This is a genomic window from Methylobacterium sp. Leaf85 (assembly GCF_001422125.1).
Lineage (GTDB): Bacteria > Pseudomonadota > Alphaproteobacteria > Rhizobiales > Beijerinckiaceae > Methylobacterium > Methylobacterium bullatum.
In genome coordinates, this window is the sequence record NZ_LMME01000023.1 from 14118 (window position 1) to 36880 (window position 22763).

Below are 22763 nucleotides of genomic sequence, written 5' to 3' on the forward strand. Positions count from 1 at the left end.
GAAGGTTCGAAAATCCGTCGTGATGGCGCGCCGGGGCACGGCTCCAAGCCGCCCGCGATAGACCATCCGCTCGCCTCCGCAAAGGCCGGGGCGATCCGCGAGCGCATGTTTGCGCCGGCAAGTCGGCTCTGTTACGGCCCCGCTCACGATCCGGTGAAGCCGGCCCAGGATGATCTGAACGCGAGGGATACGATGTCGAAGTCGGGACGGCGGCCGCTGATCGCCGGCAACTGGAAGATGAACGGCCTGCGCAGTTCGGTTCCGGTGGTCGAGGCCATCCGCGACGGGCTCTCGCCCGAACTCACATCCCGGATCGACGTCCTTGTCTGCCCCCCCTCGACGCTGATTTCCTCCTGTGTGGCGGCTGTCTACGGGTCTGCCATCGCTATCGGTGGCCAGAACCTGCACGCCAAGGCCAGCGGCGCCTTCACCGGCAGCATTTCCGCCGAGATGCTGGCCGATCTCGGGGCGACCTACGTCATCGTCGGCCATTCGGAGCGCCGCGCCTATCACCACGAGACCGATGACGGCGTTCATGCCAAGGCTCTGGGCGCCCGCCGGGCCGGCCTCTGCGGCATCATCTGCGTCGGCGAGACGCAGGAAGAGCGCGAAGAGGGCCGCACCCTCGACATCGTCCGGGCGCAGCTCGCCATCGGCGTGCCGAAAGGTGCCAAGGCCTCCGATACGGTCATCGCCTACGAGCCGGTCTGGGCGATCGGCACCGGCCTGACCCCGACACCCGCCGACATCGCCGAGGTCCATGCCTCGCTTCGCGAAATGCTCGGCCAGCTCATCGGGGCGGAAGCGGCAAAGGTGCGCATCCTCTACGGAGGCTCGGTGAAGCCCGGCAACGCCCGCGAATTGATGGCGGTGGAGAATGTGGACGGCGCGCTGGTGGGCGGTGCGAGTCTCGTCGCCTCCGACTTCCTGGGGATAGCCGCCGCTTATGCCTGAGGCGATTCTCCTCTTCTAAACTCCATGCAGGATTTGGCGCGGGACACCATCTCGTGTAGGAGCCTGCCCTTCGCAGACGTTCCTCGACGGGCCTCATCGGGCGCCGTATGCGGCCTTACGTGGTTCACGGACCAGGAACATCGGACTGAAACGACATGAATGCCGTCCTGATCTCCATTCACCTCATCGTGGTTCTCGCCCTCATCGCCGTGGTCCTGCTGCAGCGCTCTGAGGGTGGACTCGGGCTCGGCAGTGGCAGCAGCGGCGGCGGCGTGTCGGGCTTCATGACCGGACGCGGACAGGCCAACGCGCTGACGCGGGCCACGGCGATCCTGGCGGCCCTGTTCTTCACCACCAGCATGACGCTGGCGGTCATTTCCCATCGCAGCGCCGCGCCGAAGTCCATCCTCGACGGAGCCGCGACGACGCAGCCGGTGGCGCCCAACGGCAACCTGCTCGAGACCCTTCGTCCGGGGCAGGGCGCGGCCCAGCCCGCCACACCCGAGGCGCCCCAGTCGCGCTGATCACAGACCGGTGAGGCGTGGCGGACCGCTCCTACCTCGCTTCGAACCGTCGCCGGACGGGCTTTTCCACAGTTCGCGTCGATTTCGCCCTGCCGCCATTGGCGGCGGGGTCGTTTGAAGTTTGGCGAATCACCCACCCTTGTTTATGAGCCGAAGCCCATGACGCGGTACGTATTCATCACCGGCGGCGTGGTCTCCTCGCTCGGCAAGGGCCTCGCTTCCGCGGCCCTCGCGGCCCTCCTGCAGGCGCGCGGCCATACGGTCCGTCTTCGCAAGCTCGACCCCTACCTGAACGTCGATCCGGGCACGATGAGCCCGACCCAGCACGGAGAGGTGTTCGTCACCGACGACGGTGCGGAGACGGACCTCGACCTCGGCCATTACGAGCGCTTCACGGGCCTCGCCGCCACCAAGGCCGACAACATCACCACCGGCCGGATCTATCTCGACATCATCACCAAGGAGCGGCGCGGCGACTATCTCGGCGCGACGATCCAGGTGATCCCGCACGTCACGAACGCCATCAAGGCGTTCGTGCTCGAGGGGAACGAAGCGTTCGATTTCGTCCTCGTGGAGATCGGCGGCACGGTGGGCGACATCGAGGGCCTGCCGTTCTTCGAGGCGATCCGCCAGCTCGGCCAGGAACTGCCGCGCGGCACCGTCGCCTTCGTCCACCTGACGCTGCTGCCCTACATCCCCTCGGCCGGCGAGTTGAAGACCAAGCCGACGCAGCATTCCGTCAAGGAACTGCGCTCCATCGGCATCCAGCCCGACATCCTGCTCTGCCGCTGCGACCGACCGATTCCGGTGGAGGAGCGCCGCAAGCTCGGCCTGTTCTGCAACGTGCGCGAGACCGCCGTCATCGAAGCGCGCGACGTCGCCTCGATCTACGACGTGCCGCTCTCCTACCGCGAAGCCGGGCTGGACCGGGAAGTCCTGGCGCATTTCGGCATCGAGCCCAAGGGCGAGCCCGATCTCGTGCGTTGGACAACGATTTCCGAGCGTGTGCGCAATCCGGAAGGCGAGGTCTCCATCGCCATCGTGGGCAAGTATACGGGCCTCAAGGACGCCTACAAATCCCTGTCCGAGGCCCTCATCCATGGCGGTATCGCCAACCGGGTGAAGGTGAACCTCGAGTGGATCGAGGCCGAGGTGTTCGAGGGCGAGGATCCGGCGCCGTTCCTCGAGGGAATCAACGGCATCCTCGTGCCGGGCGGATTCGGCCAGCGCGGTGCCGAGGGCAAGATCCGCGCGGCCCGCTTCGCCCGCGAGCGCAAGATCCCGTATTTCGGTATCTGCTTCGGCATGCAGATGGCCGTGATCGAGGCGGCACGCTCGCTGGCCGGCGTCGAGGATGCCAATTCCACGGAGTTCGGGGAAACCGAAGAACCGGTGGTCGGCCTGCTCACCGAATGGCTCAAGGGCAACGAACTGGAGCGGCGCGCTTCCCAGGGCGATCTCGGCGGCACCATGCGGCTCGGCGCCTACAAGGCGACCCTCGGCGCGGATACCAAGATCGCCGAGATCTACGGCGGCACCGAGATTTCCGAGCGCCACCGCCACCGCTACGAGGTCAACATGGCCTATCGCGAGCGGCTGGAAGCCAAGGGCCTGCGGTTCTCGGGGCTGTCACCGGACGGTCTGCTTCCCGAGACGGTGGAACATGCAGGCCACCCCTGGTTCATCGGCGTCCAGTTCCACCCGGAGCTGAAGTCGCGGCCGTTCGAGCCACATCCGCTGTTCAAGAGCTTCATCTCGGCCGCCATCGTGCAGAGCCGATTGGTCTGAGGGAGGGGCGGGCGCCATGGTCTCGATCTCGGGTCTGCCCGCCTTCATCGCTTATGTGGCGGCGGCCTTCGGCCTCGTGGCGGTCTATCTCGCGGTCTACCTGTCGGCGACGTCCCATCGCGAGATCGCGCTGATCCGCGCCAACAACGCCTCGGCCGCCATCGCGCTGGGCGGAAGCCTCATCGGCTATACGCTGCCGCTCTCGGTGGCGATCTACAACGCGCAATCGATCCTCGACTGCATCGTCTGGGGCCTCGTCGCCCTCATCGTGCAGATCCTGGTCTACTTTGTCGTGCGGCTGATTTTACCGGACCTGTCACGTCGCATCGAAGCTGGTGAGATCGCCGCGTCCATCCTGCTCGCCGCGTCGTCCCTCGCAGGCGGCATCGTCAATGCGGCGTCCATGACCTACTGAGCGGGCGACCGGCGAATTTTTCCATTCCCGGTTTCAAACGGCCAAGCTCGATCCTACATTCGGGTCAGTGCGGCATCGTGCCGTGTGGGAGCAGGTCGTCGGAAGGCGGCCCACATTGGGATGCCATCCGAGACCAGATCACCGACCCCCGTAAAGCCACCGCGCCTCATGCGCTCGCAGACGGTCACCCTCGTCATGCTGGCGGGAGCGGGCGCAGCCGCCTTCGGGCTCGCCCATATCGATCCGTCGCAGGACGAGGAATCCGTGCTCGTCTACGCCGATGCGGACGCCTGTATCGCCGGTGACATACGAACGGAAGCGGATTGCCGGAGCGAGTACCTCACGGCGCGTGCCGCCTATCCCGAGGTCGCACCGCGTTACGCGACGATGATCGATTGCGAGTCTCACCACGGCCCATCGCATTGCCTGCACGGAGACGGCGTCGCCATGAGTGCTGCCGGGCGCTTCGTCCCGGTGATGGCCGGCTACGTCATCGGCAGGCGGGTCGATCAGAACCTGACGCCCCAGCCGATCTTCGACCATGCTCCGAAGTCGGAGGCGTCCCATAGCGGAAGCGCCGGCCACTCCGGGGGCACTGGCTATTGCACGGGTTGGGGGGGACGGATCACCACGTCGTCGGGCGGTGCGTCCTCCAGCGCACGGGTCGCCTCCTCGGCGGTGCGCAAGGTCGCATACGGTGGCTTTGGAAGCACGGGCCGTTCGTTCTCGTCGCACGGCTGGTCTAGCCATGGAAGCGGCGGCTGATGCGGCGCGTGCCCATCGGCGAGCGACCGGATTGGCGGGTGACCGCGCGCCGGCATGGTTTCACCTTCCACACCCTTGATGGCGCAGCGTATTGGTCCGAGAGCCACGCCTATGCTTTCACGCTGGCCGAGATCGAGGACAATCTCGAAGCGCCGAGCAGCGAGATCCACGCCCTGTGCCTCGCCTTCGTCGCCGATGCGGTGGAGGACGAGCGGATCCTGACCTCGCTCGACATTCCTCGCCACGCCTGGGACGCGATCCGCGCGAGCTGGAAGCGGGGAGACCCCTCCCTCTACGGCCGCCTGGATTTCTCCTATGGCGGGGCATCCGCCGGGCCGGCAAAGCTCCTCGAATACAATGCCGATACGCCCACCGCCCTCTACGAGTCCGGCGTGTTTCAATGGCTCTGGCTGGAGGAAGGGCTGCGAACCGGCTCGCTGCCCGAGACGGCCGACCAGTTCAATTCCCTCCACGAGAAGCTGGTCGCCCGGTTCCGCGCGCTTCGCGGTGACGGCTCAATGGCTTTCACCGCCTATGCAGATGCGCCCGAGGACAGGGGCACGGTGGCCTATCTCGAAGATTGCGCGCGCCAAGCGGGGCTCGCGACACGCTTCCTCGACATTTCCGACATCGGACGGGACGAGGACGGACGCTTCGTCGACCGGGTCCATGCGCCGATCCCGAGGTTGTTCAAGCTCTACCCCTGGGAATGGGCGTTCACGGATGCCTTCGGCGAAGGGCTCGATGCCACGACGACCCTCTTTCTCGAGCCACCCTGGAAGGCCGTCCTGTCGAACAAGGGCTTGCTGGCGCATCTCCATGCCCGCGAACCCGGTCACCCGAACCTGCTGCCGGCTTTCTTCGAGGACGACCCGCGAAAGGCTTCGCTCGGAACGTCCTTCGTCAAGAAACCACTGGTCTCGCGGGAAGGTGCCAACATCCTCATGGTACGCGACGGTGCCGTCCTGGCGCAGGATCACGGCCCTTATGGCGGCGGCCGGCATATCCGACAGGCGCTGGCCGAGCTGCCGGATTTCGATGGCCGTCGCCCCGTGATCGGCTCGTGGATGGTCGGGGACGAAGCCGCGGGCCTCTGCATCCGAGAGAGCGCAGGGCCGATCACCGGCAATGCCGCCCTGTTCGTCCCCCATTTCATCGGGCCGGCCTGAAGAGCGGCATCCCGCCGCTTTCAAAACGGCGGCATTGGCCTATCCTGACCGGTGTGACCGAAATCCTGTTCTATCATCTCCAGCAGCAACCCCTCGAGAAGGTTCTGCCGACCCTCGTCGAGCGATCGTTTGCGCGCCAATGGCGCGCGGCGATCCAGGTCTCGGGGGAAGAGCGGCTCCAGGCGCTGGACGATCACCTCTGGACCTATAGCGACGACAGCTTCCTGCCGCACGGGACGGACCGTGACCCGCAGGCGGCGAGCCAGCCCGTCGTGCTGACCCTGCAAGACGGCAATCCCAACTCCGCCTCCATCCGTTTTCTCGTGGACGGTGCGCCGCTGCCGCCGGATGCCTCGGAGTACCAGCGGATCTGTATCCTGTTCGACGGCAACGATCAGGACGCCCTGCTCGGTGCGCGGGCGCAGTGGAAGCGGGCCAAGGAGGCGGGCCATACCATCGTCTATTGGCAGCAGGACGAATCCGGGCGCTGGCAGAAGAAGGCGTGAGCGCTGTGGCCCATCACCTCAAAGGAAGCCGCATGATCCGAGGTTCGATCGTCTCGCCCCTGAGCCGTGGCGAGGGCGGCGCCAGGCTGCTCGCCCTCGCTCTGTCCGCAATCCTCCTCGTCACCACCCAGCCCGGCATGGCGCAATCGCCCCAGGGAGGCGACAGGCCGCAGGAAAGGCGTGCCGCCGAGCAGCGAGGCCCGGAAGGACGCAAACTTCCATCCGACGTCACCACCGAGCACAGCGTCACCCTGCCGGGTGGCCGTATCCTGCGCTTCACCGCCACGGCCGGCAGCCTGCCCCTCGTGGACGAGGGCGGAAAGCTCCAGGCGGAGATCGCCTTCATCGCTTATCGTCTCGCCGACAGGAGCGAGGCGGCCCGGCCCGTGACCTTCGCGATCAACGGCGGCCCCGGCGCGGCCTCGGCCTATCTCAATATCGGCGCGATCGGACCCTGGCGCCTGCCCCTCGACGGCACGAGCATCAGCCCGTCCACGCCCGTGAGCCTCGTCCCCAATGACGGCACATGGCTGGATTTCACCGACCTCGTCTTCCTCGATCCCGTGGGCACGGGATACAGCCGCGCGACGGATGGCGATGCCAAACGCTATTGGAGCGTCGATGCGGATGCGTCGGTCCTGTCCTCGGCCATTGCCCGCTGGCTGCGCACGAACGACCGGATCGCGGCGCCCAAATTCTTCGTCGGGGAGAGCTATGGCGGCTTTCGCGGGCCGCTCATCGCGGCAAAGCTGCAGGAGGAGATCGGCATCGGCCTCTCCGGCATGGTCCTCCTGTCGCCTGTGCTCGATTTCGCCTGGCTGCAATCGCCGCGCTCGACCCCCTGGGGCCACGTGACGAAGCTGCCATCCTATGCCGCCGCCGCCATCGAGCGGGCCGGCGGCACGCCGAGCCGGAAGGCTCTGGCAGAGACTGAATCCTATGCCACCGGCGACTATCTCGCCGACCTGCTCAAGGGGCCGTCCGACCAGGCCGCCATCGCCCGGCTCGGCGACAGGGTGGGGGCCGTCACGGGTCTCGATCCGGCCTTCGTCCGCCGTCAGGCCGGTCGCCTGAGCTCCAACAGCGTCCAGCGCGAGATCGGCGCGGATGAGGGCCGTGTCGCCAGCGCCTACGATACCGGCATCACCGGATGGGACCCCGACCCGGCCGCGACCTTCTCAGGCTTCGAGGACCCGCTGCTCACGGCCATGCAGGCGCCGCTGACCAGCGCCATGATCGAACTCTACGGCGCGAAGCTGAACTACCGCGTGCCCGACCTGCGCTACGAACTCCTCAATGGCGCTGTGAGCCGGAGCTGGGGCTGGGGCTCTGGGCGCATGGCGCCGGAATCCCTCGGTGCGCTGCGCGGCGTCATGGCCCTCGACGGCAACCTGCGCGTCCTCGTGGCCCACGGTTTCACCGATCTCGTGACCCCGTACTTCACCTCGAAGCTCCTGATCGACCAGCTACCGGCCTTCGGCGGCGACAAGCGGATCGACCTCGCGGTTTATCCGGGCGGCCATATGTTCTATTCGCGGCCCGATTCTCGCGCGGCCTTCCACAAGGACGCCTCCGATCTCTACGCGGCTGCGCTGAAGGCGCGGGCCGGCACTTCGAAGGACGTGAAGTGACGAACGCCTCGCCACGATGGGGCACGGCCGCCGCATATCTCGCGAGCCTCGTCCTCCTCGGCGCCTGCACCACCGGCGAGCGCGAAGCGCCGGTTAGCGTGCCGGTCCCCGTCGCCGTGACGCCGGCCCCGTCGCCCGGTGTCACGGGGCCGGTGCTCAATGCCGACGGCACCTGCAGCCAGGCCGCGCCGGGTACCGCGACCGTGATCGAGCCTGGGATCGGCGAATGCGATCTCGTCCGGCTGAAGGCGAAGCCCGCAACGGACGTGCTGGTCGGGGAGGGGCGTTCCGGCCGCGAGGTCCAGGTGCTCTACAGCGAGCCGGGAGCCAAGGAGCTGTACTTCTTCGTCAATGGCCGCCTCGACCGGATCGTGAAATCCTGACCCCAACGAGTCAGTATGCGGGCACCAGCCGATCCTCGGGCAGGGGGGCGACCATGTGGAACCGCAGCCCCTCGGCCTCGTAGGCGATGACGACTTCGGCATTGCATTGCTGCGCGAGCACGCGCTGCAGCAGCGTCGAGCCGAATCCCTTGCGCTCCGGCGGCTTCACGGGGGGACCACCCGTTTCCGTCCAGCTCAGGTCGAGCACACGCCCTGCCTCTCGCCGATCGACGCTCCAACGCACCACGATCCGCCCGGATGGCAGCGACAGCGCACCGTGCTTGGTGGCATTCGTGGTCAACTCGTGGATCGCCATGCCGGTGGGGACGGCGAGGTCCGCGGCCAGTTCGATCGCCGGTCCGTCGAGGATGATCCGGCTGGTCGTTGCATCGTTGTAATGACCGAGTTCGTTCTGCAGCAGCTCGCGCAGCGGGGCCGTCTGCCAGTAATCCTCGGTGAGCAGGTTGTGCGTCTTGCCCAGCGAGACGATCCGGTCCGAGAACGAATGATAGAACGTGTTCACATCCTTGGTGGAGCGCGCCGTCGCTCCGAGCAGTCCCTGGACGGTGGCGAGCGTGTTCTTGACGCGGTGGTGAAGCTCGCGGATCAGCAGGGCCTGCCGCTCGTGCGTCCGCTGGCGTTCCTCAAGATAGGCTTGCACTTCGCGCTGCCGCCGCCGGGCGCGGAGGGCGGAGCGCACCGCATTGGCCAACACCGCCGGGTGGAAGGGACGTTCCAGCACCGTCACGTTGCCCAGGAGATCGGTGAGCCGCACATCCGGCGAGCCGCCGCGAGAGCTGAGCAGCACGAAGGGAAAATCCGACCAGGGCGGCTGCCGTTCGACCCAGTGGGCGATGGCGTTGCGGTCCCAGCGGAGTAGCGCTTCCTCGGTCATCACCGCGCAGGCGGCGCCATCGAGGCCGGCCACCAGGGCGTCGAGGGTCGAGATCGACTCAGAGGCGATACCGACTTCCGCCAGGATCGCCGTGGCCACTGACGCATCACGTCCCAGGGGCGCGAGGATCAGGACGACCGGTTCAGGATGCGGCATCGCGTCCGGGCTCGTCCAGGGACTCTCCATCCGCCCCGACTCGTTCGACGAGGAGATTGTCGCCGTTGCCGTCATAGGTGGGCACGCCCGTCAGGACGCCGCGGAATTTCCGCAGGGGTTCGCCGACGCGCAATCCGTTGGCGTCGATCTTGAACTCGCGGATCGTGTCCTCGTGCGGACCGGTCCGCTTCTTGAGAACGGACAAGGCCCGGCGAACCCGGCCGGCGGCCTCGAAGAACCGCAGCATCACGACGGTGTCGCTGACATAGGTCAGGTCCACCGGCGATTCCATCTTCCCCACCATGCCGTGCTGGGCGAGGATCAGGATCGTCACCACGCCCTGCTGGTTCAGGTAGGTGACGAGCTCGTGCATCTGCATGACGAGGAAGGGCTGGCCCGCCATGGCGGTCATGTAGCCGGTCAGGCTGTCGATGATGACGATCCTGGCCGCATCGTGCTCCACGGCATCGCGGATACGTCCCGCGAAATCGCCGGGCGAGACGTCGGCAGGGTCGATCTGCTCGATCTGCAGCGATCCGGCCTCGATGAAATCCGCCAGGGGCATGCCCACGCTCCGGGCACGTCGCAACAGGATGCCGCGCGTCTCGTCGAAGCTGATGATCAGGCCGCGTTCGCCGCGCCGGAGGGCGGCCACCAGGTAGCTCATGGCGAGCGTGGATTTGCCGGCCCCCGACGGACCGACGATGAGGCTCGTCGTCCCCCGGTCGAGGCCGCCGCCCAGAACCCGATCGAGCTCGGCGACGCCGCTTTCCACCGAGCCCGCCTCGAAGCTGCTGGGATGGTCGCTCGCGATCAGGCGCGGATGCACCAGGATGCCGCCCTTGCGGATTGCGAAGTCGTGGTAGCCGCCCTGGTACTCCGTGCCCCGCATCTTGATGACGTGGACGCGCCGCCGCGGGGCACCATAGGCCGGCGTCAGCTGTTCGAGCCGGATCACCGCGTGGCTGATGGAATGCAGGTTGAGGTCGTCATGCTCGGCGCTGAGATCGTCGAGCATCAGCGCGGTGATGTCGTTGAGGAGGAAGTAGCTCTTCAGTGCGAGCACCTGGCGCCGGTAGCGCAGCGACCCTTGTGACAGCAACCTGATCTCCGACAGGCTGTCGAACACGACACGTCTCGGCTTCACCCGCTCCATCTCGCTCAGGGCCATGCGCACGGTTTCACCGAGCTCGAGATCGGACGAATGGACGAGGCTCTGCTGCAGCTTCGAATCCAGGCTGAGTTCCGGCGGAACGAGTTCGTAGATCTCGATCCCCTCCAGCGACCAGCCATGCCGCTCGGAGACGGACATCAGCTCGCGGCGGCTCTCCGACAGGGTGATATAGAGGCATGTCTCGCCCCGCGCGGCGCCGTCGAGAAGAAACTGGAGGCCGAGGGTCGTCTTGCCGCCACCGGGCCGTCCCTCGATGAGATGGGCACGCTGGGCCGCGTATCCTCCCGCCAGGATCACATCGAGCCCCGGAACTCCCGTGGGAATCGGTTGGGCATCGGGGGCGGGACTGGCTGACATCGTCGTGTCCGGTGGGTACGGCATGATCGCAGCATAAGTTTCCGCGCCGGCCCTGTCCCCGATAAATCGGCCACAGTGCGGATTCATCCCGTACGGGACGGATCGGATACCGCCTTTGCAGATTGCCGCGTACCGCATTATCAGACCGTGCCGTTGCGCTGCGAGGCGGCCTCCGATTCCGCTTCGCGCTCCTCCAACCCGCCCGACATTCCGGAGTTCGGATCCCTTATGCGCGAACCGAACGCGATCGATTTCTGGCGCGGCCTCGCCCTCGTGACGATCTACGTCAACCACATCCCGGGCAACACGTTCGAGCGCTACACCTACTCGCAATACGGCATTTCAGATGCGGCGGAGCTGTTCGTCTTCCTCGCCGGATGGTCGATCGGGATCGCCACGCGCGGGCGCGACGGACGACCGGAACCGCGCCTGAAAAGCGTCCTGAGACTGCTGTCACGCACGATCGAAGTCTATCGCGCCCAGATCACGACGATGGCCATCGCATTGGCCATGATTGCCGGGACGGCGTTGCTTCTCGACAATCCGCTTCTTCTTGAGTGGCACAACGCCGGCGGCTTCTTCGCCGATCCTATACAGACCACCGTCGGTTTCGTGCTGCTCACACATCAACTCGGCTTCTTCAACATCCTGCCGCTCTACGTGGTGCTTCTCGGCATCGCCCCCGTCTTCATCCTGGTGGCCCGGGTGAGCCGCGTCGCGGCGCTCGGACTGTCCTTCTCCCTCTATGCCGCAAGCCTCGTCTTCGAATGGAACCTGCCATCCTGGCCGGGGGAGGGGGATTGGTTCTTCGATCCGCTGTGCTGGCAATTGCTGCTCGTGCTCGGATTCGTCGGGCAGGATCTGAACCGCGAATCCGACACGCTCCGGCGCTGGTCAAAGCGACTGATGCCCGTGGGCGTCGTCATCGTCGTGCTCGGCATCGTGCTATCGGTGTTCGATCTCAGGCCCGACCCGTTGCTCGTTCCCGATCCACGGCTCGTCTTCTCCTTCGACAAGACCTACCTGTCGCCCGCCCGGCTGATCCACTTCCTCGGAGTGCTGCTGGCCTTCCAGGGGGTCTACGCGCTCATCGTCCCGCATGTCGGCGCGGTCGGTCGATATTTGACGGGACTCGGTCGTAATTCACTGGCAGTCTTCTCCATCGGCTCGCTCCTGAGCCTAGCCGCACAACTCGTGCGGTTCTGGACGGGGGGCGGCATCCTGGTTGATGTCGGCGTCATGGGATTCGGCTTGTTCGCTCTGGGCTTCACTACATGGTTCGTCGAATGGCGCTCGCGCAAACCTCGGCACTCCTGATTTCCCTCGGCCTCGCCTTACTGGGAATGATCGTCGGATCATCGCAGACCAGGGCGGAGGGCGGTGCGACGATCGTCTCACCACCGACCGCAGCGGCGCCCGCTCCGGGCGGCGAGGCGTCGGAGGCCGTCGATGTGAGCCTGTCGCCCGAATGCCGGGTTCCCGGCTCCAAGCTCTACACCCTCGCCCGGTTGAACTCGGTCAAAGCGGCGCTCAAGGAGAAGCGTCCGGTCCGCGTTCTGGCCATCGGTTCGTCCTCGGCCGGTGCCGGGGCCTCGGCGACCTATCCGGTCAAGCTGGAGACGGCACTGGAACGCTCGCTTCCCAATGTGGATGTGGAAGTCGAGAGCCGGGGCATGCAGGGTGAGATAGCCTCCGGCGCGGCGGAGCGTCTGCGCAGTATGGTGGCAGAGGTGGAGCCCGATCTCGTGGTCTGGCAAGTCGGCACCCACGATGCACTCGCCCGCGTCGATCTCGATGCCTTCGCGAGCGCTCTCGACGAAACGGTTCAGTGGATTAAGTCGCACGATATCGACGTGGTGCTGGTCAATCCCGTCTACACGGCGTCGCTGGCCCAGGACGAATATTACAGCAGCATCGTCCGCAAGGTGCAGGAAGTGGCCCTGCGCGAAGGCGTTCCGCTGGTACAGCGCTACGAGGCGATGCGCTACCTGTCCGGCAGTAGCGACAAGGGCGAAGCGCACATGCTGGGGCGCCAGTTCCGCCTCAACGACCTCGGCCTGCGCTGCATGGCCGAACACGTGACGCGGGCCATCACTCTCTCCCTGCTACAGCCCGACCCTGCGGCGACGGGGACGGCCGGCGCGCCGGCCCTGATCGTCGCACCGCCGAAGGATGCGTCGGTCAAGCCGCCATCGCCGCCATCGAGAGACGGCGCATCGGTCCAAGACAAACCGTGACGCCCACGGTCTCGCTCGCGCTCCGTTTCCAATAGCCGGCTCCAGCTGGCGTCGTCATGAGTATCGACACCGGAGCGATGCCGTAAAAGTTCTGGTCTTGGGAAACCGTCTCGCAAGACGGGACCCCAGTTTCCGGAATGGTGCACGAGGATTGGACTTCAGATCTCAGAGGGGCGACGTGGGACTAGCAACGCGCAGGACGGAGGGGCGCACCCTCGGCGCAGCCATTGTCCGCCTCAAGACGTTCCGCGCAGGTGCCGCGGGGGCAGCCCTCGACGTCTTCGCCATTCGTATCGTGGCCGCCATCTTCGCCTACGGGGCGCAGGTGCTGATGGCGCGCCTGATGGGGCGGACGGAATACGGTATCTTCGCCTCGATCTGGGTTTGGATCGTCATCCTCGGGCATTCATCGACACTCGGATTCGCTCAGGGCGCCTGCCGCTTTCTGCCCGCCGATCAGGCGAGGGGCGACCTCGCCCATGTCCGAGGGTTCCTTATTGGGGGAGCATGGGTCACCGGTGCGAGCGCCTGCACGGTCGCATGCGTCGGTCTTGCTGTGGTCTGGGTGCAAGGTACCCTTCTCGATGGGCCGTATGCCGGGGCATTGCTCCTCGCAGCACTCGTGCTGCCACTCTTCACCCTGCAAGATTTTCTCGAGGGCGTCGCCCGCAGCCAGAACTGGGCGGTGCTCGCCATCGCGCCACCCTATCTCCTGCGCCAGGGCCTCATCATGGCGGCCATGCTGGGCGTAGTCGCTACAGGTGCGCCGGCGGAGGCGTGGATCGCTGTGGCCTGCACCCTGGCCGCCACCGGCATTGCCCTGGCGATCCAGGCATGGCTTCTCATCCTGCGCCTGCGCGCGGTCCTGCTCTCCGAGATACCACGCTATCGTTGGCGGGCTTGGCTCCGGGCCTGCCTCCCGATCGGGGCGGCCGATCTCGCGCATTCGGCCTTCAATATGATCGACGTGGTCATCCTCAGTATGCTGATGCCGCCGACGGCGGTGGGCCTCTACTTCGTCGCGACGCGAATCCAGCAATTCGTCCCCTTCGTGCATTATGCGGCGTCCGCGGCCACCGCTCAGCGGTTTGCCTTCCTCCATGCAACCGAGGATATTCCGGGTCTGAAACGCTTCGTCCGCATCCAGGCTCGGCTGACCTTCGCCGCCACGGTGACGGTCGGTCTCATCATCGTCGCAGCGGGGCCGTTCCTGCTCGCGATGTTCGGGTCGGAATTCGAAGCGAGCTTCCCGCTCCTCGCTGTGCTGGTGGCGGGTAATGTCGGCGCCAGCCTGTTCGGGCCCGGCGAGGATCTGCTGACCATGATCGACGGCGAGCGCTTCGGCGCCGCCATCACCCTGGCAATGCTGGCCGTGGCAGCCCTCCTATGTCTGGCCCTCGTCCCATCGATAGGCGTCATGGGGGCCGCCATCGCTATGGCGTTGGCCACCATCCTTCGTGGAGCCGGAATGGCGCTGGCGGCTTTCCTCGTACACGGCATCGTGACGCCGGTTCTGCGGTTCCCAAGCCGCGCGGGTTCATGAAGACCGAGCATCGAGGGACGAACGGCCGACGCTCCGCCTCGATCGTCACATATTCGGAATTGGCTGCCGATCCCGGTGCCTGGGACGCGCTGATGGCCCGGGCGCTCACCACGCATCCGCATTACAGCCGCCACGTCATCGCCGCCCACCACGCTGCGGGACTAGGCGATACGGATCTCGCTTTCGTTGCCGTGCGGGGTCCGAGCGGCCTCGATGCGCTACTACCGTTCGCATGCAAGCGCGATGTCTGCGGGCTCGGAATGAAGGTGGCACGCCCCTTCCTCTCACCCTTCATCACGCAGACGAGTCCGCTCGTTGCCGACGACCCGGACCTGGAGGAAATTCTCGATCTTCTGGTGGCGGGTCTACAATCCGCCTCCGGCGGCCATCTCTGGCGCTGGCCGCTGCTTCCCACCTCGACGAGGCTCGGTGGCGAACTGCTCGCGGCGATGGATCGGGCGGGCTGGCAGCATGGCACCGCACACAGTTTCGAACGACCGATCGTAGAGCGCCGCACCTCATATGACGCCTTCCTCGTAGGTCATCCGAACCGGTCGCGCCTGAAGGATCTGAACCGTCGCGATCGGCGTCTATCGAAGCGTGGTACGCTCATCCTCGATGTCGCCACCGATGGCGCACACCTGCGCGATGCCGTCACCAGCTTCCTCAGTCTCGAACGGGCCGGATGGAAGGGCAGAGCCAGAACGGCGCTGACTTGTCAGCCACAGCACGAGGCTTTTGCGCGAGCCCTCTTCGCCGACGGGAGCGGCCCGATCGGCCTACGCGCCGATATCCTTCGGCTCGACGGTCGCCCCCTCTCGATCAGCCTCGCCCTTCTGACAGGCGGCACGGCCACGCTTCTGAAGACGACCTATGACGAGACCGAGCGCTCCAACGCTCCGGGGCTCCTGCTCGAGGCACGGATCATCGAGATGCTGCACGAGACGGGGTTCGCCCAGCGGCTCGATTCGGCGACATTGGCCGGTTCCGTCCTAGAGGATCTCTTTCCGGACCGGGAGACGATCTGCGAGGTCGTCGCCGCCCCGCGCCGGGCGTCCCGCTTGCTTCCCGTAGATCGACGGATTCGCCTTGTCATGATCGAACGCGATTGCAAGGCGCTGATCAAGCGGGTCTTGGGCAGGCGCTGACGCGCGGGCGCAGCCGTGCTACTCGGCCCGTTCGGCACGCCAGACAGGAACCATCCGCATGCGTCGTCCGCTTCTTGCCCTCACCGGAGCCTTGTTGATCGCCATGACCGCTTCCGCATCCGCCGAGACCGTGACCACGCCTTCGGGCCTTCAATATCGCGACGAAGTCGTCGGCACCGGCCCCTCGCCACAGACCGGTAAGAAGGTCAGCGTCCATTACACCGGCTGGCTCGACGATGGTGGCAAGCCCGGCAAGAAGTTCGACTCCTCCCGCGACCGGGGCCAGCCCTTCAGCTTCACCCTCGGTATCGGACAGGTCATCGGCGGCTGGGACCAGGGGGTCGCCACGATGAAGGTCGGCGGCAAGCGCACGCTCATCATCCCATCCGACCTCGGCTATGGCGCACGCGGCGCCGGTGGCCTGATTCCCCCGAACGCCACGCTCATCTTCGACGTCGAACTGCTCGGCGTGAACTGAAGGCCGGCTGGAGAACGGCGCGGCCCCGGTCCTAACCTTGAGGTACCGGTAGCCCTGAAAGACGCGTCCGGTGCGGCTGCAGGCGGTGAAGAGCTTCGCCTGCAGCCCTCTTGGAACAGAAGGCACAGGTCGCGAGACCGAGAAGCTCCCGAGCCGCGTAGGGTTCGGCGACGTCCCGGCCGCGGCGAAACCCCGTTCGATGGCTAGCCCGGCGAGTTCAGCGCTGCTGGCTGCCAATTGGTGCTTCGGTACGCGGATCTTGTTTTTCAGTCCGCACCGCATCGTCCTCGCGCGCATGCGCCCAATCCAATACCTCGGCCGGATGCCGGCCGGTGCCGGCGGCGGTCCAGGTCGCCCGGGGGCAGGATCCGTTTCAGCTCCCCGAGGAGCAGGTCGAGGAGGCGCTCATTGGCAGGAAGAGCGTTCTTCAGGCGGGTGACGAAGGGACGCGGGGACGGGCATTCTTCAACCCCTCATCGAGAAGACGCCGGGCGCCGTACAGGTGCGAGAGGTCGAACATCTCGATTTCGGCGCACCGCGGATCAGGCGATCAAGAGATGCCGAGGGCGCGGATGAGAAGAAGGCTGATGGCGAGGAGGACGGCCAGAGAGCCGGTGACGGCAAGCGTCACCCGCCCGCCCATGCGGGCCAGTACCCGGACATCGACGCCCAGGCCCAGGGCGGCCATGGACATGATCGTCAAAAATCCAGCCAGTTGCCTCACCGGCCCGGAGGCCGCCTCAGGGATCAGGCCGAGGGAACGCAGGCTTGCCAGCCCGAGAAAACCCAGAATGAACCAGGGTACGAGCTTGGTGAAGCCGAGCCGCCCCGTCGATGCTTTCCGAACTCCGTCTTCCAAAGGAAGCCGATGGGCGATGAGCGAGAAGGCGATGACGACGGGGCCGAGCATCAATACACGCACCAGCTTGACCAGCGTGCCGACTTGGGTGCTGAGCAGCCCCACCGGCACCGTGGCGGCGAGCACCTGCGGCACAGCGTAGACGGTTAGGCCCGCCAGCACCCCGTACTGGTGATCCGATAGGCCAACGAGGGGGATGAAGAGGGGCAGGCCGAGCACCATCAGCACGCCGAGCACGGCGGTAAAGGCGATGGAGCCGGCGACGTCCTTGCTATCGGCTCCGATCACCGGCGCCACGGCGGCGATGGCCGAATTTCCGCAGATGGCGTTGCCGCAGGCAACCAGGATCGCCATACGGGCCGGCAGGCCGAGACCGCGGCAGATCGCGTAACTCGAGACGATCGCCAGCAACACCGTGCCGACGATGCCGGTGAGAAGCGCGGGTCCTGAGGCGACGATGGCGCCGAGGGTGACCGACGCTCCCATCAACGTCACGGCCAGTTCGAGCAGTTGCTTCGCGCTGAAGGCAATCCCTGCCCGGAAGCGCTCGCCCGGCATCCAGACGGTGCGGATCGCAATGCCGAACAGGATCGCGATCACGAGCGCTTCGATATAGGGGTGCCCGGTGGCCCGCTCCTCCCAGGCTTGGATGGCTATGGCGATCCCGGTGACACCGAGGCAGAGGACGATGCCCGGCAGAAGCGACGATCGCCTATGCGACGTGGCCGCTCCCGTCGGGATTGTCAGATTCGAGGATGCCTTCACGCCCATTCCACCCGCTCGGAGTTGCCTCCAGGCTCCCCGAAAAAAACTTCCACATGGCTCGACGAAAAGAGAAAGTCGCGCTCCATACCGCGGGAATTTCAAAAGTCTTATCCATTGATCGCTGGCACGCAAAGCCCGATCTTAATGCCCATGACCACGTGTCCCGATGCCAACGCCACCAGCTTCGATCCGTATGGCGAGCCGTTGGGAGAAGACCGCACCGCGCACATGGTGCAGGGCGATCGTCGGGCGCGCAATGCCGCTATCGCGATCTTCTGGACACTCGCCCTGACTTTGACTGCGGGGCGGGTTTATTTGAACGATCAGCCACTTGGCCATGCCTTGATACTTGCCAAAGCGCAGATCGGGGCGTTCGTCACGGCCGTACGTTGACGTGATGTCGATGGCTGTCGACCAATACGTGTCGGCGAGATAACGCGGCGATCGCTTTCTTGATCGGGGCATGAGATACGGCCACCGTATTTGGCCGGTATGGACGCAGGGCAACCGGACCGAGCACAGCGCACGTTTACCGACCCGGACAGCCGGATCCTGCCAGGCGCGATGGCCTCGTGCAGGGATACAACGGGCAGATTGCCGTCGATGACGCGAATGAGATCATCGTAGCGCATCGCCCTGTTACGACCTCCGCCGACTCCCGCGCCCTGGTGCCGATCATCGACGACGTCCGCAGTCATTTCGGGCTTCAGTCGTTCGAGGTCTCCGGCGATGCAGGCTTTACCAACCGAGGTAAACTTGGCTGCTCTGAGGGAGCGGCCGGCCTTCTCACGCTGACGAAAGACGCCCCCGATGCGTGCGATGGCCGCGTGGATGAAGCGGGCTGGCCGCCGGACCCGCTACCGCCTGAGGAAGCATATCGTCGAGCCGGTGTTTGTGTAGATCAATCAGGCCGGAGGCTTCCCGAAGTTCTTGCTCCTGGTTCTCAATCAGGTTCGGCACTTATAATACATTGTAAATAGAGGACGGTGCGCGGATTTCTCCGCGCGCCGTCCTTTAAAACGCAGGTTCGTATCATTCGTACAGATAGAAACACCACTAAAACCGCAATGTTCTATTGCCCGTCGTAATAGCAGCTTTTCTCTAACACCATCACGAGCAGCCTGTCGTTCCGCCACACGTGTCGCATTTCAAACAAGTTCCGTTACGCACGAGCGTGAAGTTCGCGCATTCGGGGCAGGATTCTCCGACATAGCCCTTCATCTTGGCCTCCGCCCGCCGATCCGAGACAGTCCGCTCGGCCTTGGCGAAGGGGAGGGCGGTGACGAGGCTTTCGGCTTGGCCCGCCAGCTCCGGTTCGGCCTTCAATGCCGTCGCTCCCCGCAGGGCATGAACGACGCCGCCGGCCGGGGCGCTCGTTCCGGCATTGCCGGAGCCGATGCCCATCGTGCCGCCGCCGGGGCCGCCCTGGATGAGGGTAAGCCGGTCGGCCGATCCGCGCAGCAGGCCGCGCGAGACGACGCTGGACGCCACGGGATCCGGCCTGTCGCCGCCGCTGCGGCTCCCTTCGCCCTCACCCTTGCCCATCACCGTGTTGCCGATTTCCGAGGGGTCGACATGGGCGAGGTCCATCCTGCCGAGATACGAGATCGCCAACTCGCGGAACACGTAGTCGAGGATCGAGGTAGCGTTCTTGATCGCGTCGTTGCCTTGGACAAATCCGGCCGGCTCGAAGCGGGTGAAGGTGAAGGCGTCGACATACTCCTCCATCGGCACGCCGTATTGAAGGCCGATCGAGATCGCGATGGCGAAGTTGTTCATCAGCGAACGGAAGGCGGCGCCTTCCTTGTGCATGTCGATGAAGATCTCGCCGATGCGGCCATCCTCATATTCGCCGGTCCGCAGATAGACCTTGTGGCCGCCGACAACAGCCTTCTGAGTATAGCCCTTGCGCCGATCGGGTAGCTTCTCGCGCGAGCGGATACGCTCGACGCGCTCGATCACCCGTTCGACGATTTTTTCCGCGAGCTGCGCTGCCTTGGCGGTGGCCGGTTGCGCCACCAGAGCTTCGATGGCCTCCTCGGTATCCTCCTCCTTATCGGCGATGAGCGCCGAGTTCAGGGGCTGAGAGAGTTTCGAGCCGTCGCGGTAGAGGGCGTTGGCCTTGAGGGCCAGCGTCCAAGACAGCTTGTAGGCGTTCTTGCAATCCTCGACCGTGGCGTCGTTGGGCATGTTGATGGTCTTAGAGATCGCCCCAGAGATGAAGGGCTGCGCCGCCGCCATCATGCGGATGTGGCTCTCCACCGAGAGGTAGCGCTTGCCGATGCGCCCGCACGGGTTGGCGCAATCGAAGACCGCGTAATGCTCCTGCTTGAGGAAGGGGGCTCCCTCGAGGGTCATCGCGCCGCAGATATGCGTGTTGGCTGCCTCGATGTCCTTCTTCGAATAGCCGAGGAAGGGCAGGATCTCGAAAGTCGGGTCGGCGAGCTTGTCGGCCGGAACCTGAAGCACGTCCTTGAGGAAGTCGTCGCCGAGGGTCCAGCGGTTGAACACGAACTTGATGTCGAAGGCCGACTTCAGTCCCGCCTCAATGGCCGCAATCTTGTCGTCGGTGAAGCCTCTGGCGCGCAGGGAACCCGGGTTGATGGCGGGAGCCTGCCCCATCGAACCATGGCCGACGGCATAGGCCTCGATCTCGGCAATCTCCGATTCGCGGTAGCCGAGGGAACGCAAGGCGTTCGGTACGGCACGGTTGATGATCTTGAAGTAACCGCCACCCGCGAGCTTCTTGAACTTCACCAGGGCGAAGTCCGGTTCGATACCGGTGGTGTCGCAATCCATCACGAGGCCAATCGTGCCGGTGGGCGCGATGACGGTGGCCTGGGCGTTGCGGTAGCCGTGCTCCTCGCCCAGCGAGAGGGCGCGGTCCCACGCCACCTTGGCGCGTTCCGCCAGGTTCGTTTGAGGAATGTTGGCGATGTCGAGGGGGACGGGGGCGATCGAGAGGAACTCGTAGCCCGCAGCCTCGCCATGCGCCGCGCGGCGATGGTTACGGATGACCTTGAGCATGGCATCCGCGTTCTCGTCGTAGCCCGGGAACGGCCCGAGTTCGGCAGCCATTTCCGCCGAGGTTGCGTAGGCGACACCAGTCATGATGGCGGTCAGGGCACCGGCCAGAGCCCGACCCTTATGCGAATCGTAAGGCAGGCCCATGCTCATCAACAGGCCGCCGATATTGGCGTAGCCGAGACCCAGGGTACGATAGCGGTAGGAAAGCTCCGCGATCTCCTTCGACGGGAACTGCGCCATCATCACCGAAATCTCGAGGACCACGGTCCAGAGCCGGTTGAGGTGCTCGAAGGCAGCTACGTCGAACTCGCCGCTGGCCTGATCGTACATCGTCAGCAGGTTGGCGGACGCGAGATTGCAGGCCGTGTCGTCGAGGAACATGTACTCGGAGCACGGGTTCGACGCGCGGATCCGGCCAGCGGACGGGCAGGTGTGCCAATCGTTCATGGTCGTATTGAAATGCAGGCCCGGATCGGCGGATGCCCAAGCGGCTTCGCCGATCTTATCCCAGAGCTCGCGGGCCTGGACCGTCTTCACGGACTTGCCGGTGGTCCGAGCCGTCAGATGCCATTCCTCGTCACGCTCCACCGCGCGCAAAAAGTCGTCGGTAAGCGAGACGGAGTTGTTCGAGTTCTGGCCGGCAACCGTCAGATAGGCCTCGGAATCCCAATCGGTGTCGTAGACCGGGAAATCGATCTTGGTGAAACCCTGGCGGGCGAACTGGATGACGCGCTTGGTGTAGCCGTCCGGCACCATCTCCTTGCGGGCTGCCTTCACGGCCTTCTTGAGGACGGGATTGCGCTCGATGTCGAAACAGGCATCACCCTCGGCCTCGCACTGGGTGCAGGCCTTCATCACTGCCTGGAGGTGCTTGGAAACGATCTTGGAGCCTGTGACGAGGGCGGCGACCTTCTGCTCCTCCTTCACCTTCCAATCGATGTACTGCTCGATATCCGGGTGGTCGATGTCGACGATGACCATCTTGGCTGCGCGCCGGGTGGTGCCACCGGACTTGATCGCGCCGGCCGCCCGGTCGCCGATCTTCAGGAACGACATCAGGCCCGACGACTTGCCGCCCCCGCCGAGCTTTTCGTTCTCGCCGCGCAGCATGGAGAAGTTGGAGCCGGTGCCCGAGCCATACTTGAACAGGCGCGCCTCACGGACCCACAGGTCCATGATGCCGCCCTCGTTCACGAGGTCGTCCTGCACACCCTGGATGAAGCAGGCATGCGGCTGCGGGTGCTCGTAGGACGAGGCCGACTTCACCAGTTCGCCGGTGCGGTAATCGACATAGTGATGGCCCTGCGCCGGACCGTCGATGCCGTAGGCCCAGTGGAGACCGGTGTTGAACCATTGCGGCGAGTTCGGCGCGACCATCTGCTTGGCCAGCATGAAGCGAAGCTCGTCGAGGAACGCGGATGCGTCCTCCTCCGAGGTGAAGTAGCCGCCCTTCCAGCCCCAATAGGTCCAGCAGCCGGCGAGCCGGTCGAACACTTGGGTGGATGAGATCTCGGAGCCGGCGCGCTCCGCCTCCGGCAGTTCCGCCAGGGCGGCCTCGTCGGCCACAGAACGCCACAGGAAGGAGGGAACGTCGTTCTCCTCGACCTTCTTCAGGCGCGCCGGCACGCCGGCCTTGCGGAAGTACTTCTGCGCCAGCACATCGCTGGCGACCTGGCTCCAACTGTCCGGCACCGAGATGCCGTCGAGGCGGAAGACAATGGATCCGTCCGGATTGCGGATCTCGCTCAACGCCTTGCGGAAGGCGATGGTCGCGTAGGGGGATTGCCCGGCCGTGGTGTAACGCCGCTCGAACCGCATGAACCCTGTATCCCTTGTCGAAGAGTCGACGATGCCGCCGCGCCCTGCGCAGCCGCCGATTCACTGAAGTCTGACGAAGGCAAGCGCTCGCGAACGCTCGCGATGCGCTGTCAGATGGCCGAAAATGCTTAGGGCTACCGGACCGAACCCGTCGTCCCGGCGACCTTCGAA

19 protein-coding genes and 2 pseudogenes are annotated in these 22763 nt (G+C 65.5%); 16 read left to right on the forward strand and 5 right to left on the reverse strand.

All coding sequences use genetic code 11. The features are described from left to right. Nucleotides 1–192 precede the first annotated feature (192 nt). The 9 genes from tpiA to ASF08_RS12380 all read left to right on the forward strand — a co-directional run bounded on the left by tpiA (nt 193) and on the right by ASF08_RS12380 (nt 8135). Nucleotides 193–954 carry a triose-phosphate isomerase gene (gene tpiA, locus ASF08_RS12340; RefSeq protein ID WP_056146506.1) on the forward strand — a complete coding sequence of 254 codons (762 nt, stop codon included), beginning with the start codon at nt 193–195 and terminating at the stop codon, nt 952–954. Nucleotides 955–1109: 155 nt separating this feature from the next. Then, nucleotides 1110–1478 carry a preprotein translocase subunit SecG gene (secG, locus tag ASF08_RS12345; RefSeq protein ID WP_018044740.1) on the forward strand — a complete coding sequence of 123 codons (369 nt, stop codon included), beginning with the start codon at nt 1110–1112 and terminating at the stop codon, nt 1476–1478. Between the two features lie 159 nt (nt 1479–1637). After that, a complete protein-coding gene (locus ASF08_RS12350) occupies nt 1638–3266 on the forward strand; it encodes a CTP synthase (RefSeq protein WP_056145634.1) in 1629 nt (542 codons plus the stop codon). Between the two features lie 16 nt (nt 3267–3282). Further along, the gene (locus ASF08_RS12355; protein WP_018044738.1) at nt 3283–3681 is read left to right on the forward strand and encodes a DUF350 domain-containing protein; all 399 of its coding nucleotides are present in this window, start codon (nt 3283–3285) and stop codon (nt 3679–3681) included. Between the two features lie 168 nt (nt 3682–3849). Further along, complete coding sequence (locus ASF08_RS12360) at nt 3850–4446, forward strand: DUF1190 domain-containing protein (RefSeq protein ID WP_056145636.1); 597 nt, start codon at nt 3850–3852, stop codon at nt 4444–4446. Beyond that, nucleotides 4446–5615 carry a glutathionylspermidine synthase family protein gene (locus ASF08_RS12365; protein WP_056145640.1) on the forward strand — a complete coding sequence of 390 codons (1170 nt, stop codon included), beginning with the start codon at nt 4446–4448 and terminating at the stop codon, nt 5613–5615. Before ASF08_RS12360 ends, ASF08_RS12365 begins: the two co-directional genes overlap by 1 nt. 53 nt (nt 5616–5668) lie before the next feature. Further along, complete coding sequence (locus tag ASF08_RS12370; RefSeq protein WP_056145643.1) at nt 5669–6121, forward strand: DNA polymerase III subunit chi; 453 nt, start codon at nt 5669–5671, stop codon at nt 6119–6121. A 32-nt stretch (nt 6122–6153) separates the two neighbouring features. Then, nucleotides 6154–7752: a S10 family peptidase gene (locus ASF08_RS12375; RefSeq protein WP_056145646.1), complete on the forward strand. Its 1599-nt coding sequence runs from the start codon at nt 6154–6156 to the stop codon at nt 7750–7752. After that, the gene (locus ASF08_RS12380; protein WP_018044733.1) at nt 7749–8135 is read left to right on the forward strand and encodes a hypothetical protein; all 387 of its coding nucleotides are present in this window, start codon (nt 7749–7751) and stop codon (nt 8133–8135) included. Before ASF08_RS12375 ends, ASF08_RS12380 begins: the two co-directional genes overlap by 4 nt. Nucleotides 8136–8145: 10 nt before the next feature. Here ASF08_RS12380 and ASF08_RS12385 read toward each other — a convergent pair whose 3' ends face one another. Next, nucleotides 8146–9186: a sensor histidine kinase gene (locus ASF08_RS12385; protein WP_056146508.1), complete on the reverse strand. Its 1041-nt coding sequence runs from the start codon at nt 9184–9186 to the stop codon at nt 8146–8148. Then, nucleotides 9173–10717: an ATPase domain-containing protein gene (locus tag ASF08_RS12390; RefSeq protein ID WP_056145648.1), complete on the reverse strand. Its 1545-nt coding sequence runs from the start codon at nt 10715–10717 to the stop codon at nt 9173–9175. The genes ASF08_RS12385 and ASF08_RS12390 overlap by 14 nt, the downstream gene beginning before the upstream one ends. A gap of 228 nt (nt 10718–10945) precedes the next feature. On the opposite strand from ASF08_RS12390, the gene ASF08_RS12395 reads away from it, so the two are divergent. The 5 genes from ASF08_RS12395 to ASF08_RS12415 all read left to right on the forward strand — a co-directional run bounded on the left by ASF08_RS12395 (nt 10946) and on the right by ASF08_RS12415 (nt 16123). Then, on the forward strand, nt 10946–12034 hold the full coding sequence (locus ASF08_RS12395; RefSeq protein WP_056145651.1) for an OpgC family protein: 1089 nt from the start codon (nt 10946–10948) through the stop codon (nt 12032–12034). Next, nucleotides 12004–12954 (forward strand): SGNH/GDSL hydrolase family protein, encoded by a 951-nt coding sequence (locus tag ASF08_RS12400; protein ID WP_056145655.1) that lies wholly within the window; start codon nt 12004–12006, stop codon nt 12952–12954. The genes ASF08_RS12395 and ASF08_RS12400 overlap by 31 nt, the downstream gene beginning before the upstream one ends. Before the next feature lie 178 nt (nt 12955–13132). Continuing rightward, complete coding sequence (locus ASF08_RS12405) at nt 13133–14497, forward strand: lipopolysaccharide biosynthesis protein (RefSeq protein WP_056145658.1); 1365 nt, start codon at nt 13133–13135, stop codon at nt 14495–14497. Beyond that, nucleotides 14494–15645, forward strand: a complete 1152-nt coding sequence (locus tag ASF08_RS12410; RefSeq protein ID WP_056145661.1) for a GNAT family N-acetyltransferase — start codon at nt 14494–14496, stop codon at nt 15643–15645. The genes ASF08_RS12405 and ASF08_RS12410 overlap by 4 nt, the downstream gene beginning before the upstream one ends. A 58-nt stretch (nt 15646–15703) precedes the next feature. After that, a complete protein-coding gene (locus tag ASF08_RS12415; protein WP_027172428.1) occupies nt 15704–16123 on the forward strand; it encodes an FKBP-type peptidyl-prolyl cis-trans isomerase in 420 nt (139 codons plus the stop codon). A gap of 130 nt (nt 16124–16253) precedes the next feature. Here the strand turns inward: ASF08_RS12415 and ASF08_RS25790 are convergent. Continuing rightward, nucleotides 16254–16652 (reverse strand): annotated as a pseudogene (locus ASF08_RS25790) (3-keto-5-aminohexanoate cleavage protein); the annotation flags it as partial. Nucleotides 16653–16673: 21 nt separating this feature from the next. Further along, nucleotides 16674–17753 carry a YeiH family protein gene (locus ASF08_RS12420; RefSeq protein WP_056145664.1) on the reverse strand — a complete coding sequence of 360 codons (1080 nt, stop codon included), beginning with the start codon at nt 17751–17753 and terminating at the stop codon, nt 16674–16676. A gap of 144 nt (nt 17754–17897) precedes the next feature. On the opposite strand from ASF08_RS12420, the gene ASF08_RS12425 reads away from it, so the two are divergent. Further along, nucleotides 17898–18140: a hypothetical protein gene (locus tag ASF08_RS12425; protein ID WP_056145668.1), complete on the forward strand. Its 243-nt coding sequence runs from the start codon at nt 17898–17900 to the stop codon at nt 18138–18140. 90 nt (nt 18141–18230) lie between these two features. Continuing rightward, nucleotides 18231–18644, forward strand: a pseudogene (locus tag ASF08_RS25795) (IS5/IS1182 family transposase); the annotation flags it as partial. Between the two features lie 213 nt (nt 18645–18857). On the opposite strand, the gene ASF08_RS12430 reads toward ASF08_RS25795, so the two are convergent. Then, a complete protein-coding gene (locus tag ASF08_RS12430) occupies nt 18858–22592 on the reverse strand; it encodes a vitamin B12-dependent ribonucleotide reductase (protein WP_056145671.1) in 3735 nt (1244 codons plus the stop codon). Nucleotides 22593–22763 lie beyond the last annotated feature (171 nt).